This window comes from Mycobacteroides immunogenum, assembly GCF_001605725.1.
GTDB lineage: Bacteria > Actinomycetota > Actinomycetes > Mycobacteriales > Mycobacteriaceae > Mycobacterium > Mycobacterium immunogenum.
Genome location: NZ_CP011530.1, coordinates 1061416 through 1076405 on the forward strand (window position 1 = coordinate 1061416; position 14990 = coordinate 1076405).

Annotated in this window: 15 protein-coding genes; 8 read left to right on the forward strand and 7 right to left on the reverse strand. The window is 65.0% G+C overall.

Going from position 1 to position 14990, the window contains the following annotated elements:
- Positions 1 to 27 precede the first annotated feature (27 nt).
- Genes ABG82_RS28140 through arsC form a run of 3 tightly spaced genes read left to right on the forward strand, consistent with a single transcriptional unit; the run spans position 28 to position 2359 of the window.
- The gene (locus ABG82_RS28140) at positions 28 to 636 is read left to right on the forward strand and encodes a DUF222 domain-containing protein (RefSeq protein ID WP_157889240.1); all 609 of its coding nucleotides are present in this window, start codon (positions 28 to 30) and stop codon (positions 634 to 636) included.
- A gap of 27 nt (positions 637 to 663) precedes the next feature.
- Positions 664 to 1992: a serine hydrolase domain-containing protein gene (locus tag ABG82_RS05295; protein ID WP_043078823.1), complete on the forward strand. Its 1329-nt coding sequence runs from the start codon at positions 664 to 666 to the stop codon at positions 1990 to 1992.
- 25 nt (positions 1993 to 2017) lie between these two features.
- Complete coding sequence (gene arsC / locus ABG82_RS05300; protein ID WP_043078822.1) at positions 2018 to 2359, forward strand: arsenate reductase (glutaredoxin); 342 nt, start codon at positions 2018 to 2020, stop codon at positions 2357 to 2359.
- On the opposite strand, the gene ABG82_RS05305 is transcribed toward arsC, so the two are convergent.
- Positions 2331 to 3368, reverse strand: a complete 1038-nt coding sequence (locus tag ABG82_RS05305; protein ID WP_043078821.1) for an FUSC family protein — start codon at positions 3366 to 3368, stop codon at positions 2331 to 2333. The two genes, arsC and ABG82_RS05305, sit on opposite strands and share 29 nt — an antisense overlap.
- 124 nt (positions 3369 to 3492) lie before the next feature.
- On the opposite strand from ABG82_RS05305, the gene ABG82_RS05310 reads away from it, so the two are divergent.
- The 5 genes from ABG82_RS05310 (at position 3493) to ABG82_RS05330 (ending at position 8011) form a co-directional block, all read left to right on the forward strand.
- On the forward strand, positions 3493 to 4383 hold the full coding sequence (locus ABG82_RS05310; protein ID WP_043078820.1) for a LysR family transcriptional regulator: 891 nt from the start codon (positions 3493 to 3495) through the stop codon (positions 4381 to 4383).
- 156 nt (positions 4384 to 4539) lie between these two features.
- The gene (locus ABG82_RS05315) at positions 4540 to 5724 is read left to right on the forward strand and encodes an NAD-dependent formate dehydrogenase (RefSeq protein ID WP_043078819.1); all 1185 of its coding nucleotides are present in this window, start codon (positions 4540 to 4542) and stop codon (positions 5722 to 5724) included.
- Positions 5725 to 5857: 133 nt separating this feature from the next.
- Positions 5858 to 6244 (forward strand): hypothetical protein, encoded by a 387-nt coding sequence (locus ABG82_RS05320; protein ID WP_043078818.1) that lies wholly within the window; start codon positions 5858 to 5860, stop codon positions 6242 to 6244.
- A gap of 77 nt (positions 6245 to 6321) precedes the next feature.
- The gene (locus ABG82_RS05325; protein WP_043078817.1) at positions 6322 to 6720 is read left to right on the forward strand and encodes a DUF4345 family protein; all 399 of its coding nucleotides are present in this window, start codon (positions 6322 to 6324) and stop codon (positions 6718 to 6720) included.
- 10 nt (positions 6721 to 6730) lie between these two features.
- The gene (locus tag ABG82_RS05330; RefSeq protein WP_043078816.1) at positions 6731 to 8011 is read left to right on the forward strand and encodes an acetyl-CoA C-acyltransferase; all 1281 of its coding nucleotides are present in this window, start codon (positions 6731 to 6733) and stop codon (positions 8009 to 8011) included.
- A 1-nt stretch (position 8012) separates the two neighbouring features.
- Here the strand turns inward: ABG82_RS05330 and ABG82_RS05335 are convergent, their stop codons facing one another.
- The 6 genes from ABG82_RS05335 to ABG82_RS28875 all read right to left on the reverse strand — a co-directional run bounded on the left by ABG82_RS05335 (position 8013) and on the right by ABG82_RS28875 (position 14924).
- Positions 8013 to 9461 carry an amidase gene (locus tag ABG82_RS05335; protein ID WP_043078815.1) on the reverse strand — a complete coding sequence of 483 codons (1449 nt, stop codon included), beginning with the start codon at positions 9459 to 9461 and terminating at the stop codon, positions 8013 to 8015.
- Positions 9462 to 9585: 124 nt separating this feature from the next.
- Positions 9586 to 10335, reverse strand: coding sequence for a DUF3298 domain-containing protein (locus ABG82_RS05340; protein WP_043078814.1), 750 nt, complete (start codon positions 10333 to 10335; stop codon positions 9586 to 9588).
- 87 nt (positions 10336 to 10422) lie between these two features.
- Positions 10423 to 11112, reverse strand: coding sequence for a tetratricopeptide repeat protein (locus ABG82_RS05345; protein WP_043078813.1), 690 nt, complete (start codon positions 11110 to 11112; stop codon positions 10423 to 10425).
- 37 nt (positions 11113 to 11149) lie between these two features.
- Positions 11150 to 12400: an MlaD family protein gene (locus ABG82_RS05350; protein ID WP_043078812.1), complete on the reverse strand. Its 1251-nt coding sequence runs from the start codon at positions 12398 to 12400 to the stop codon at positions 11150 to 11152.
- Entirely contained in the window at positions 12397 to 13728 is a 1332-nt protein-coding gene (locus tag ABG82_RS05355) for an MlaD family protein (protein ID WP_043078811.1), read from the reverse strand. Before ABG82_RS05355 ends, ABG82_RS05350 begins: the two co-directional genes overlap by 4 nt.
- Positions 13728 to 14924 (reverse strand): MlaE family ABC transporter permease, encoded by a 1197-nt coding sequence (locus tag ABG82_RS28875; protein ID WP_052511060.1) that lies wholly within the window; start codon positions 14922 to 14924, stop codon positions 13728 to 13730. The genes ABG82_RS05355 and ABG82_RS28875 overlap by 1 nt, the downstream gene beginning before the upstream one ends.
- Between the last annotated feature and the right edge of the window lie 66 nt (positions 14925 to 14990).

A 14990-nucleotide genomic window follows, 5' to 3' on the forward strand; every position in this document is an offset into this window, starting at 1 on the left:
GTCGGTGGCGGTGGTTAGTATTCGAACATGAGTTCGATCGGAGTGTTGGAGGTGGCGGTTGATGCCTTCTGCGCTGAGTCGGTCGAGGACCTGACGGCCGCTGAAGCGTTGGCGGTGTTGGCGCGCCTGGAGGTGGTGGCGCGCCGGTTGTTTTCTCGCGGGCTGACGTTGGTTCCGAAAGTGACCGGGCAGGCGTCCCCGGTGGAACTTGGCGGTACGTCGTTTCCGGATGTGTTGTCGCGGCGGCTGCATATTGGTAAGGGGGCGGCGCGGCGCCGGATCGCCGATGCCGAGCAGCTGGCGCCGCGCCGCCCCCTTACCAATATGCAGCCGCCGCGACAACACATCCGGAAACGACGTACCGCCAAGTTCCACCGGGGACGCCTGCCCGGTCACTTTCGGAACCAACGTCAGCCCGCGAGAAAACAACCGGCGCGCCACCACCTCCAGGCGCGCCAACACCGCCAACGCTTCAGCGGCCGTCAGGTCCTCGACCGACTCAGCGCAGAAGGCATCAACCGCCACCTCCAACACTCCGATCGAACTCATGTTCGAATACTAACCACCGCCACCGACAAGTCGCCCCGCCGTGAAAATCTGTTGTCTTGGCGGGCGCCAGACGGTAGCAACGTCTGAAGTACGCGTCGATGATCGGAGAGGTTTGTGACACAACTGAATAGGCGCCAGATCTTCGCCGGAGCCTCGGTCGCGGCGCTGGCAGTGGCCGCGGGTGGCGCGGTTGCCTGCACGCCTGCTGGTCAATCTCGGCGAGGCACGGGCAGTGACGTCGCTTCGCTGCCGTCTGGGCTGAAGGACCAGTTGATGAAATTGACTGAATCGCACCATGTCGCCGGCTGTAGCGTTTCGGCGGTCACTCGCGAGCGCGCGGTTTACGCCGACGCGTGGGGTGTCGCTCGTGCTGGGCGCCCAATGACGACACTGAGCACCATCAACATCGGTTCGGTCAGCAAGACGGTCACCGCCGCGGCCGTACTGCAGCTGGTGGCGGACGGCCGGATACATCTGGACGGCGATGTCAATGATGTTCTGGCGCAAAGCAGGGCGTACGGGCCGCAGAGTGTGCGTAGCCCGTACTATCCAGGCACGCCGATCACCGTCCGGCACTTGCTTACGCATCTGACACCGTTGGCCAATGGCCCGGAGCCAGGTCCGTACGGATATGCGGTGCGAACCGGCCCCGCTCCCGACTCGGGTGAGCTAGGCAGGTGGCTGCACGACTTCCTTACGCCGGCTCCCCGCGGATGGGCATACGACAGAGAGCAGAATTTCACCAGATCGCAGCCCGGACAAGCACATTGGTACTCGGATATCGGATTTGACCTGGCTGGCTTCCTCGTGCACGCGGTGACTGGTCAACCCTTCGCGGATTACTGTCGCGAGCACATCCTCGGACCGGCGGGAATGGTGAACTCCGACTTCGACCGCGATCGGATCCCCGATGAACACCGGGCGTATCCGCACGCGTGGTTTGAGGACGGCGTCAAAAAGGGGATGTGGCTCGACTATCGCAACCTGATACCCGTGGCGATTGCCGACGACTTCACGGGTCACGTCGAGTATTCGCCGTACGCGAGTTGTCTTACTCCCGATGGTGGCCTTCGGTCTAACGCGATTGATTTGGCGCGCTGGGTACGGCTGTGGCTGTGCGGCGGCGTCATGGATGGGACTCAGGTGATATCAAGCGCCCAGTCGGCCGAGGCATTGTCGGATCAGGTTTCCCCCGCCGTGATGGCTGCGTCGAGCGCGCCATTGCCCTTCATCTCGCAGGGGTACGCCTGGCATCGACTACGCGGCGACGCCGCCGGGGTTTGGCAGCACGCCGGCAGTGAAGTCGGCACCGCTTCGTACGTCACGCTCGATACGGCACGGGGTGTTGGCGCCGCAATCGTGATGAGTTCTGAGGTCGCCGCTGACAACGATCCGCGTCCCCGGATGCTGCAGCAGTTGTTGGACGCCGTGGCAGCCGCTTGAGGGCGCCTACCTGTAGGTTGAACGCGTGGACGCGACGATTTACCACAACCCCAGATGCACGAAGTCTCGTCAGGCACTGGCGCGGCTTGAGGAGGCGGGCGCCAACGTCACTGTCGTGAAGTATCTCGACGACGTGCCCTCCAAGGCGCAGCTGAAGAAGCTGATCAAAGATTCGGGGCTGACAGTGCGCGAGGCGGTACGCACGGGTGAGGCCGAGTACAAGGATCTGGGTCTTGCCGATGCGTCCGACGACGCCTTGCTGGACGCGATGGTCGCGCATCCACGCTTGATTCAGCGCCCATTTGTGGTGACTGCCAAGGGCACTCGGATGGCCAGGCCTACCGAGGCCGTCGACGAAATCTTGTAGCACCGCGCCTGCCCACCAACACCGCCGCGGCCACCCCGGCTGCGACACCGATCACCGTGTCGAGGCCCCGGTACAGGATGAGAGTGAACGGGTCTGTGGGGTCGGCTAATTCGGTCATCAGCATGACCAGCGGCGTGAAGAATCCAACTGCCAGCGCGTAGTGGCGGGCCATGAACAGCTCGGTGGGAAACAACAGTGCGATCACCAGGGTGCCGACGGCAACCGGTGGAAGTCCCAGTGCCAGAAACACTCCGGTGAGCACCAGGCCCGCCAGGGTGCCGGCGGTCCGATGCCCGGCCCGGGTCAGCACCCGCGTGATGTCCCGCTCGGATGGCCGTCCGCTGTCGATCGCTCCCAGCGGTACCGCGGCGGCAGCCATCGCCCAGTTGGCGTGATCGAAGCCGAGGAGCAGCCCTGCCCCTCCGGCGGCCGAGACCGCGAGCGCATACCGCAGCGCATGGGTGCCGGCGTCGGGTGGCAGGCGGCGAGGCCGATCATCGGTCTGCGGCGTCTCGCCGGACGATCCGATGAGACCGATAAGGACCGAGAGCAACGCCGTTCCCACGCATAGCCCAATGGCACTCTGCGGGGCCACCAATCCGGCGGGCACGGTAGCGGTGGCACCGATTGCGAAAAGGAAGAAGAACGGCCCGACGGGCCGCAGGCGCAACGCGTCGGCGATGACCGATCCTGCCGTCGCGAACACCACCTCGACCGCGACCAACATCCAGGTACGTGCATGCAGCGAGGAAAGCATCACGCCCAGTGCCACGCCCGCACAGAGCAGGACGCCGGCCTGGAGCTGATGCCGGGTGCGGCGCCACCCGGATTCGCCGCGGCCGTAGATCCCGGTGAACGAGCCGAACACCATGTACACCAGCAGCTCGGGTCGGCCGAACGCCAACAGCAGGGCCCCGGGCAGCGCCAGACCTGCTGCCACACGTAGCGCGTGCCAGTGATCGTGTCGGTCGGGCCGGGCGCCCGGCCGCGTCCTCGCGGATGCGTCCACGGGTGTTCTCCCAAGCTCTGCCGCTGATGATCCGTACCAGTGTGTGGGTGAGGTCGCACACGTGTCCAAGACGCATTGCCACTGAGTCGATAGGCGGTGCCGATCGTTAGTGGTAGAACGAGCTATGCAGTTCCGGCAGCTTGAGTATTTCGTGGCGCTGGCGCGGGAGCGACACTTCGCGCGGGCGGCATCGGCCTGTTACGTCTCCCAGCCCGCGCTTTCGGAGGCAATCCGCAAGCTTGAACACGAACTGGGTGTTCCGCTGGTGCTGCGCGGTTCCAACTTCGAGGGGCTGACCCCGGAGGGTGATCGGCTGGTGCTCTGGGCCAGAAGGATTCTCGCGGACCGTGACGCGCTGGAGCACGAAGTGACCGCGCTGCGCAGTGGACTCACCGGGGAATTGCGGCTCGGTGTGGTGCCCGGTGCCGCCACCCGGGTCGCGCTCATGGCCGACGCGTTTTGTGCCGAACACCCGCTGGTGCGGGTGCGGATCGAGTCAAGCCTGCGGTCCGCGGAAATTCTGGATCGCATCCGCCGGTTCGAGCTGGACGCGGGTGTGGTCTACGACGACGGGTTGCAGACCGAAGGGCTGGAGCTGACCCGGTTGTACGAGGAACGCTACGTGCTGGTGGCGGGTGAGGGATTGTTGCGTGACGCCCCGGACCCGATCGACTGGTCTGAGGCATTGAGCTTGCCGATGTGCTTGCTGCACAAGGGCATGCGCGACAGAGACCGGATCGATGAGGCGGCCGCCGAACATGGCCTGACGGTTTCGCCTCGCCTGGAGGCTGATTCGGTGGCGACGCTGCTGGCTCTGGTGGGTACGGGCCGTTGGGCGGCGATTGTGGCCCGGACCTGGTTCGCCACTGTATCGCCGCCCGCGGGTACGCGAACCGTGGAACTGCAGGAGCCCACCCTGGGCTCACCGGTCGCCCTGGTGCGCACCGCGGGTGAGCCCGCGTCACTGCTGGCCCGTGCGCTCGCACAGGCCGCGACGCCTCTCGACCTGCCCTGATCGGCAGCGCCTATCGGGCGGTCGGAACTTAGTCTTGGACACCACACCACCTCTCGCCGGAAACTGAAGGTGCGTCGACAAGGCGCATCGGATGACTGAAAAGGCATCTGTATCAACAGAACTGGCGGCCAGAACGACCGCCGAAGAGGAGTGGTCATGGCAAAGATCTTGTGTGTGCTCTACCCCGATCCGGTGACAGGGTACCCGCCCGTGTACGCCCGCGATTCACTGCCGGTGATCGACGGCTATCCGGACGGACAGACTCTGCCTACCCCGTCGGCCATCGACTTCACACCCGGTGAGCTGCTGGGCTGCGTATCCGGTGAACTCGGATTGCGCCGCTACCTGGAGGCGCAGGGCCACGAGTTGGTAGTCACCTCCGACAAGGACGGTCCCGACTCGGTATTCGAGAAGGAACTTCCCGACGCCGATGTCGTCATCTCGCAGCCCTTCTGGCCCGCCTACCTCAGTGCGGAGCGAATTGCCAAGGCGCCCAAGCTCAAGCTGGCCCTGACGGCTGGCATCGGCTCGGACCACGTCGATCTAGATGCGGCCATCAAGGCCGGCATCACCGTCGCCGAGGTGACCTACTGCAACAGCATCAGTGTCGCCGAGCACGCGGTCATGCAGATCCTGGCGCTGGTACGTAACTACCTGCCCTCACATCAGTGGGTTGTCGACGGCGGCTGGAACATCGCCGACAGTGTGGAGCGCGCCTACGACCTTGAGGGACTTGACGTCGGCATCATCGCGGCGGGCCGCATCGGCCAGGCCGTGCTGCGCAGGCTGAAGCCCTTCGACGTGCGGCTGCACTACTTCGACACTCGCCGGCTGCCCGCCGAGGTCGAGGAGGAACTGGGCCTGACCTACCACCCCGACGTGCAGTCGTTGGTGCGTGCGGTCGACATCGTGGACATCCACGCCCCGCTGCACCCGAAGACGTACCACCTGTTCGACGCGAACCTGATCAACTCGATGCGTCGCGGCTCGTACATCGTGAACACCGCGCGCGCCGAGATCACGGTCCAGGAGGACATCGTCAAGGCTCTGGAGTCCGGACAGCTGGCGGGCTACGCCGGTGACGTCTGGTACCCGCAGCCCCCGGCCCCCGACCACCCGTGGCGCACCATGCCGCACGAGGCGATGACACCGCACGTGTCGGGCACCACGCTTTCGGCGCAGGCGCGGTATGCCGCCGGTACCCGGGAAATCCTCGAAGACTTCTTCGGCGGACATCCCATCCGCGATGAGTACCTGATCGTCGAGGGCGGCCAGCTGGCCGGCACCGGTGCCAAGTCCTACACCGCCGACGGTTCGGCCAGCCCGGGCGCGGGCACCTAGAAACCTTGCGCCGGGTTGCCACCGGGAAACCGATTCCTGGTGGCAACCCGGACCGGGACAACTGAATACCGACAACTGAATACCCACAAACAAATACCGATAAATCAATATCGACAAATCAATAGAGGTAGTCATGAGCACCACATATGCACGACTGTTTTTTCTCGCCCCCGCTATGACCGCTTTGGCGGCGGTGAACATCTGGTTGGGCGCGGCGACCGCTTCTGCGGGACCCATCGCCCCGACTCCGAACCCGCCCATTCCCGGATCGGCCAATGCTCCGTCGCGCGGATCAATGGCGAATCAGCCCGGTAACGATGGCAACACCGGGTGGGGCTACTTGCCCGGGGGTGCCGGCGCGCAGTGCCAGAACCGATGGGTTGTCTGCGGCGGCACGTACAACCCGCCGTCATCGAGTCTGGCTCCGGAGAACTTTGACGCCGGAGGGTTTGTGAGCGCACCCGGCCAGACCGGAGCGGTATGCCAGAACCCCGGAGTGGTCTGCACCAACGTCGGGTGAGCAATTGGCATAGATCAGGCGGGTCCTGGCACTGAATGGCAGTGTCGGGACCCGCTTTTGATGGCAGCATCGCGGTTATGAGCCACAACGCAGCATTACGCAAGGCGGTAGCAGGGTTTTATGCGGGCATCGGAATACTCGCCGTGGCGCAACCCGCGCTGGTGCCCCAGCTGTTCGGCGGCGCCGCACCCACCAGCGAGTCCCGCACCGAAATTCGCGCCGTGTACGGCGGCATTCCCCTGGCCTTCGCGTTGGCCCTCGTGCGGGCACGTGACGACGACGAGCGATCCCGGGGTCTGCGGGCCACCGTGCGGTACGCCAGCTATGGCATGGGGCTGACGAGATTGCTATCGGGCGGATTGGAGCGGAAGGTGCGGCCTTGGCCCACGGGACTTTTCGCGGCACTGGAGTTGGCGGCGGGCGTCGCCCTTTACGAACCCACCACCCGCGTAAACGAGCAACTGACTCGCGAGTAAGCTCGCCGCCATGACCGCACCCACCAAGCGTCGCGCCGTCATCGTCGCGGGCGCACGGACCCCATTTGTTCGCGCCTTCGGGGACTTCACCCGTATAGACACCATCGCGCTGGCCGACGAGGCCGTGCGCGGCCTGTTGGACAACACCAAGATCTCCTCGAACGAAATTGAGGCCATCGTCTGGGGCGGGGTGATCCTGCCGGCGGGTGCGCCCAACATCGCACGCGAGATCGCGCTGGACCTCAAGCTCGGCCACGGGGTCGAGGGGCACACCGTCACCCGTGCCTGTGCGTCCGGCCTGCAGGCCATCACCACGGCGGCCGCGGCGATCGAGCGCGGCGAGTACGACGTGATGATCGCCGGTGGCTCCGACTCAACTTCCAACGCCGGAGTCAACCTGCCGCAGAAGCTCATTCATGCCGCCGCTCCGCTGGCACTGGGTAAGCCCAAACCCAAGGACTATCTCGACGCGGCGCTGAGCCTGGCGCCGTTCACCGGGTTGCTACCGCGCCGCCCCAAGATCGAGGAACGCACCACCGGGGAGGTGATGGGGGAGTCGGCCGACAAGATGGCCAAGATTCACGGCATCACGCGGGAAGCGCAGGACGAGTTCGCGGTCCGCTCGCATCATCGCGCGGCCGCGGCGATCACGTCGGGACGCTTCGACAGCGAGGTCGTCGCGGTCAACGGGGTCACGCGCGATGGCCTGGTTCGTGAGAACACCAGCGTCGAGAAGCTGGCCACCCTGAAGCCCGTCTTCAATCGTGACGGCACCGTGACAGCGGGCAATGCCAGCCCGCTCACCGACGGCGCCGCCGCGGTGCTGCTCATGAGCGAGGAGAAGGCGCGTGCGCTGGGCCTGCAGCCGTTGGCCGCGTTCCGCTCCTGGAGCTATGTCAGTGTGGATCCGGCCGACGAAGTTTTGATCGGGCCGGCGATCTCGATGCCCCGTGCGCTGGAGAAGGCGGGGCTGACTCTTAGCGACGTCGACTACATCGATATCCATGAAGCCTTTGCCGCGCAGACTCTTTCGGTGTTAGAAGCCCTTGGCTCCAAGAAATGGGCAGCGGATCGGTTGGGCCGTTCCGAAGCGGTGGGCACACCCGATATCGACAAGGTCAACGTGCACGGAGGCTCGGTGTCGATCGGTCACCCGTTCGGTGCCACCGGCGCCCGCATGGTCACCACCATGGCCAACGAGCTGGCCCTCACCGGCAAAAGCACCGCGCTGCTGGGTATTTGCGCTGCGGGCGGTCACGGTGCCAGCGCTGTGCTGGAACGGGTGGACTAGCTCAAAACCCGGGTGGCCGGCGATACCCGCCGATCACTTCGGCCAGGCACTGCACAAATTTCACCGCGGTGCGGTCATGCAGGTAGGGCGCTATCACCTGAATACCCACCGGAAGCCCCTCTCGTGTCGTCCCAATGGGTGCGACCGCCGCGGGTAGGTGGTTCAGGGCCGACGGCGCCACCCAGGTGAGCATGTCGCCATAGGGGCGGCTCACTCCGTCGATTCGCAGGGTGCGCACCGACCAGCCAGGGTCGGGCCGCTGGTCGTGAGCGAAGGCGGCGGTGGGGCTCACCGGACAGATGAGTACGTCGACATCACGGAAGAATTCTGCCCAGCGGCAGCGCGATTGATGCCGACGCTCATCCAGCGCGTGCCAGTCACGGAATCGGACCGTGATATCCGAGGCGAATCCGCCTGCTGTTCCTTCTGCCCCGGCGAGCTCGACAAGCGCGGAGTACGCGGACTCCGGCTCGATCAACCCGCTTTGCGCCATCAAAAGTGGCCGGTACAGCGCCATCGTTTCCTCAAGCCCCACAGGACCTTTGCACTCGGTGACGGTCGCGCCCTCGGACCTGACGGCCTCGACCATCTGCTCCATGATGGTGAGCAGCTCACGATCGACCGGGCAGAACGCGTCGTCGAGCCACGCGGCCACCCGAAAGTCCCGCAGGTTCTGCGCCCGCGATCCGGGCAGGCTCAAGCGCCAGGCCGGCACATTGTCACGGTCGGGACCGGCGAGTACCTCGATGCCGAGATCAAGATCGTCGGCGTGCCTGCCGAGAGGGCCGAGCACCGCCATGTCGAATTCCGCCAGGGAGCCGGGGGCGTGCCCCGAGACGCTCCCGTGGCGGGGGACTATTCCGTACGAGGGCCGCAGCCCGTAGATCCCGCAGAAATAGGCCGGTACCCGGATCGAGCCCGCGGTGTCGCCGCCGAGTTCCAGCCCGGTCAGCCCCGCGGCCAGCGCCGCCGCGGATCCACCAGATGATCCGCCGGGGGCGCGCGTGGGATTCCACGGGTTGTTGGTGGTTCCGTAGATCTCGTTGTACGTCTGCCAGTCTCGTGCGTCGGTCGACAGGTTGGACTTGCCGAACACGATGGCCCCGGCGTCCTTGAGCCGTGCGACGGCATCGGCGTCGCTGGTCGAAACATGGTGCCCCCAGCGGGTGGAGCCACCGGTGGTGCGCATCCCCGCGACCTCGAGACTGTCCTTGATGGTCACGGGAACCCCGTGGAGTCGGCCCAGCGGCTCGCCCTGTGACACTTTGCGATCGGCTTCCCTCGCCGCGTCTCGTGCTCGATCGTCGTCACGGGCGACGATGGCATTTACTTGTGCGTCAAGGCCATCCACCCGGGCCAGGTAGTGGTCGAGAAGCTCGACACTCGATACCTCTTTGGTCGCGACGGCTATCGCGAGCTCGCGGGCAGATCGAAAAGCCAGGTCGGTCACGTGGTAGAGGTTGGTCAACGGCCGAGAGATCCGCCAGTGCGGCGTTCCATCAGATGGGCCGCGGAACGGGAAATGCCCGCCTACAAGCGTTGTCGCTCGTAGACGGGCACTTCCGGTCGCGTTTCTAGCCGCCGTATCCGGGGCGCAGAATCGGGGCGACTGCGCCGATCGGGATATGCGCCTCGACGGTGCCGCCGTCCATCGACCACACCTGCGCGCCGGGGGTGTAATCGATCGGATAGTCATGCGCCACAGGGTAATCCGGCATGTAGATGACCAGTTCGTCCGGCGTGAGCGCCCACGCCTTGTACCCACCCGAGTACACCTTGTCGGGAGTCCAGCGCTCCGGGACGAAGGGGTAGGTGCCCGGGTTGTGCGCCCAGGCCGCACGGTCGAAGCCTTCCAACAGGTAAGGCTCGGCCAGCGGGGTGATGGCATCCAGCCCCAGGCCGGGCTTCAGGATGTCCACCAGCTGCAACCGCTTACCGGTGGACATGTCCCAGGTGAAGGTGCGGTACGCGTTGTTGGTCTGCGGGCCGTTGGCGTGATAGTCCTCGTGGAAGACCACCGACATGGCGTTGCCGTGGTGGAACACCTGGAAATTCTCTTCGCCATAGCTGTCCTGAATCATGTCAGCGCCCTTGGCTTTCCAATTGTTGTACAGGTTGCGCAGGTAGTCGCGGATGGTCGGCCCGGTTGTTCCGTTGTCGACCAGATCTCCGGGGATGGCCACCTTGATATCGCGATCGGCCTTGCGGGGCGAGGTGATTACGGTGTGGCAGTACAACCCGTCGAAATTGCCGCCCAGATCACCGCAGAACGACTGCGCCGACGCCGCCGCCAACGGTGCGCCGACGAGCGCGGTGCCCGCCATAGCGGTGGCAACCACCGTCCCGGCAACCCCTCGGGCTACCCGCCCGGCGAAGAGTTTAGAAATCCGCATGATTACCTTTCCGGCGGTTTACAGGTATTCCAGCTTGCTCGCTAGCCAACGGCCATCGATCTTTTCCATGGTGATCTTCATCCGGCTCTTGTCGATCCGCGGATCGGGCCGTTGAGTGTTGGTGATCGTCTGATCGACCATCATCAGCAGGACCACCTTGTCCGTGGACTTGTACTGAATGGCCGAGTTCACCACCTTGCCGTGCGAGGCGGCCTTGTTGTCGAGCAGCAATTGGCGCAGCTGCACGCTGGCCGGGGTGAAGTCCTTCTTGAGGTCGCCGGTCGCCCCGTTGAGGATCTTGCGGAAGCTTTCATCGATGTCGTTGCTGTCGATGCTGGTCAGGGTCTCGGTGTACGGGATGGCAACCGCCAGCGCCTGCTCGCCCGCGGCGTCGATCTGATGCTGCTGCCAGACCTTCCAGCCGAAGATGCCGGAGAACACGAGCGCACCGATCAGGATCGCCGCGATGGCGCCGAAGGCGGCGTAGCGAACCCAGGACGATCCCTTGGCCGCATCCCCGTCGTCATCGAGACTGGCAGTCTCCGAATCGGAATCAGCGCTTGAGTCCGCGTCATCCTCGGTCGAATCGGTGTCTTCGGCAACCTCCGAATCAGCCTCGGCAGCAGAGTCGACGGTCTCTTTGTCGTCGGCGGTGTCCGTGTCGGCGTCGTTTGTGGAGTCGACGTCTTCTTTGGTCATGGTGACCACGGTAGTAGCTCCTTGAATCTGATTCGCAGGTCAGGCATCAATGTGGGGGTTCGATCGGCAGTGTCGGTCCACCATAGGGCGTGGGCACCTGGAACCGACCCTTCGGTGTCGGATCTGCCTTCTTGCCCATATCGGCTCCCATGGGTGGTCCGGCGGTGTCGTCCCCTGCTGGTCGGGGCGCGTTCTTGGCGCCGCGGATCAGCACGGCCGGGTCCTCGTCCGCGCAGTAGTTGGCGTACAGGAACGGCTCGGGGTAGTCGGCTGCCGAGCCGGGGAGTCTCGGCGTCGGGTAGTCGCAGACATAGCGGGGATAGAGATCGGCGGTGGCCCAGATGCCGCCCTCGTGCATGATGCTCATCAAGGCGTCGAAGACCGAACCCCGATAGTTGGGGAACAGCGCGTTGAGGGCGGGGACGCGCAGATAAAGCAGCTTGGAGGCGGTCGCCAGACTCCCCAGCAGCGTCACCATGGTGTCCGAGTTGTCGTCGAACAGGTTGTCCACCGAGTGCAGTGTCTTCGGTGTCTGCTCGACGAGCGTGCGGTAGCCGTTCTGCATCTTGTCCACGCCGCGCAGTGTGCGGCCGAGTTCGTTCGCGGTGGCCTTGATGCCGGAGTTCTTGTCGGAGGCCAGGGTCAGCACCACGCGGCTGGTCTTGAGGATGCTGGTGGTCTCGGGCAGCACCGAGTCGAGGGTGCTGAGCAGGAAGGTGCCACCGTCGATGATCTCGGTGAGCTTGCGCGGACCCTCCTTGCTCAGGCTCAGTTCCTTCTTGATGAGCTCAAGCTTCTTGGGATCGACCTGCGCCAGCAGCCCGTCGGCATCGGCGAGCAGCTTGGCGAGCGTGACGGGAACCTGCGCGCCCTGGGAGATGACGGCGCCGTCCTTGAGGAACGGACCTTGATCCGAGACACCCTCGAAGTTGATGTACTGCTCACCGGCGGGGGAGAGTCCGGTGACGCGCACCTTCGCCGAGACCGGGATCTTGTACTTCGACTGGATCTCCGCGACCGCGTCCACGCCCTGCTGGGTGATGTCCAGCGACTCCACGGTGCCGATCTTGACGCCACGCAGCGCGACATCCTGATTGGGTAGCAGACCGCCCGATTCCGGGAGCTGCACTTTGACGCGGTAGGTGCCGGAGAAGGGGCTGACGCGCAAGGCGCCGACCGTCAGATAGCCGATCGCGACCAACAACACGGTTGCCAGCGCGATGCCGGAGAGCAGCATTTTCTTGCGGTGCGCGGCCCGAACGGAGCCGACGAGGCCGTTGGCGATGGCGTTGATCACTGGCCCATCACCTCCGGTGCCGGGGCGGGCCCTGGTACAGGTGCCGGTGCGGGGGTCGTCGATGTTTGTGCGGGAACCGCACCCGCGGCGGGACCCGACGCGGGCACCGCCTGCCCGGGGGCCGGCGGTGCGGCGCCAGGCGGCGGACCGGGAACGCGCTCGATGACACCCGGCTCGGTCGGGCTCGGTCGCATCGGAACGTCCTCGCCGTACACGCCCTTGCCGACGACGCGTTCCTGCAGGCGCCACAGCGTGTATTTGAACGAACCAACCAGTTGAGCCCAGTTGTAGCGCTTGGGCCCATGGGTACCGACGTCTCCCTTGAACCCCGCGTCCGGTATCGACCCGAGAATCAGTCGATCAATACTCACCCTCACAGAGATCGTGTCACTTGGTGTGATCTTGATGAGCGAGGTGAATTGCCGGTTGAGCGCATTGATATCGACGGTTGGATCTTGCGCCACGTCGTTCCACGCCTTGGCGATGGTGTTCGCATCCTTGATGAGGCTGCGGCCGCTGGTATCGGTGCCCGCGATCGATGGGAACTTCTGCAACTGCTGGGTGGTGGCGCCGATCTGGAGAACCAGCTGCGAGAGTTGGGCGGTGTTGGCGGCGAGCGCCTCGGTGGCCGGGTCCGCTTCTTTCACGATGTCCGTCAGCGCCTGGTTCTTGGTATCGAGCTGATCGGCCAGCTGCGAGGTCTGCGTGAGAGCATCCGAGATCTGTGTCGAGCGTGTATTGAGCGTTCCCAGTAGCCGATTGGAGTCCTTGATCAGATCACCAAAGGCCTGGCCCTGATCGCCCGTCGCTTTACCGAAACCGTTGATGACGTTGGTCAGGTTGCGTACCGCGCCACCGTTGGAGACCAGCGCGGCCGAGCTGAGCACGGACTCCACCGTTGCCGCCGCGGTCGTCGAATCCAGGCCGATGGTGTCGCCGTCCTTGAGTGCGGGTGCATCCGATGCCGCGCCGGCCGGGGGGCGAATCGAGACGAAGACGTCGCCGAGCGGTGTCGCGGAACGTAGCTCCGCGGTACTGCCCTTGGGCAGGCGCACCCCGTCCAGAATGCGCAGGGTGGTGATGGCGGTGTAGTTGCTCACCCGCATGTTGTCGACCTGGCCCACGTCGGCGCCGGCCAGTTTGACCTTGGCGTTGTTCGGGAGGTTCAGGATGTTCGAGAACAGCGCCGTCAGGTGGTAGCCGCCGCTGCCAACGCCCGGAGCGGGCAGTGGCAGGTCACCCAGGCCGTTGGTGGCACATCCGGAAAGCGCGGTGCCGGAGACCAGTGCCGCCACGCTCAGCGCGGCCAGCCGCTTACGTGTAGCCATCACTTTTGCCCCATCGCCGCGAGCCCGTCAAGCACGTAAGTCAGGCCGAAGTCGGGGCCGTAGTCCTGCAATGTGCCTGTGCTGCAGCCCAGTTGGCGCAGGCCCATCAGATTGCAGATCTCCTTGCCGGTCTGGCTCTCGAACAGCAGCTTGTCGGTGAGGAATCGGGCGCGAAACGAGCCGTTGTCCTGGTCGACGGTGTTGTAGAGGTTCTCCACGGCCAGCGGCGCGACGTCGAGAGTCTCCGCGAGCTCGCGCTGGTTGTCCACCACCGTCTTGAGTGCGGTGTTGCCATTGAGTACTGACTGCTTGATGTGGTCTCGGTTGGCATCCAGCACGTCACCGGCCTGCTTGACCAACTCGTTGAGCCTGCGGCCAGTGGTGCCCGTCCCGAGTGCCTCATCGTCGATGATGTTGCTGAGTTGGTGGATGGTGGTGGAGAACTCGCGCAGCTTGCCGTCGTTGGCGGCTGCGGCGTCGAACAGCGAACTGACGTTCTTGATGATGGATGTCATCTGCTCGCGCGTGGTCACGCCGCCTTCCGAGCTGAGACGTAGCGCCTTGGACAGCTCATCGAGCCCCGACTTGATCTTGTCGCCGTTCCCATAGGCGACACCGGCGGCGGCGTTGATGATGTCACTGACCGGTCCCTGACCGTTGCCGTCGCCCTTGAGCGATACCGACAATTTGTCGAAGCGGGGGACGACGAGCCGCCGGATCACCGAGACACCCATCACCTCCATGGCATCGGTCTCTTCACGCATGGTGCGCGAGCCGAGGTCGGCGGTGATGGCCGAACCCACCGCGGCGGACATGAGCAGAGCGGCCACCAGCGAGGCGGCCTGCCGGATGATCGCGATGCCGCTGGCCGCGCCGGCCAGTGAGGTCGCACCGACCTGGCCCGCGAGCAGTGCGAATTGGATGGAGAGTGTGACACCGATGGGCAGGGTCACCAGGATGACGGGGACGACGGCGGTACCGGCCTGGAAAGCGCCCTGCCGTACGAACTCCTGCCACTGGAAGTTTCCGGTGAACAGATCGACGAAGAACCATTGGATGGTGCGGACACCGAGCATGAACTGCTCGCCGACGGTTTTGAGGGACTCCAGCGGGTGTCGCTTGACATACCCGGTGGTCCAGTTCTGGATCGCCGCGACGCCATCAGTGGTGGCGCGGCGCTCGTCGTGTGTAGTCATCGCAGGTGACCAGCACAGACGCAGCTCGGAGGGGTTGCGGCTACGGCGATCAATACAGCTCCCTGT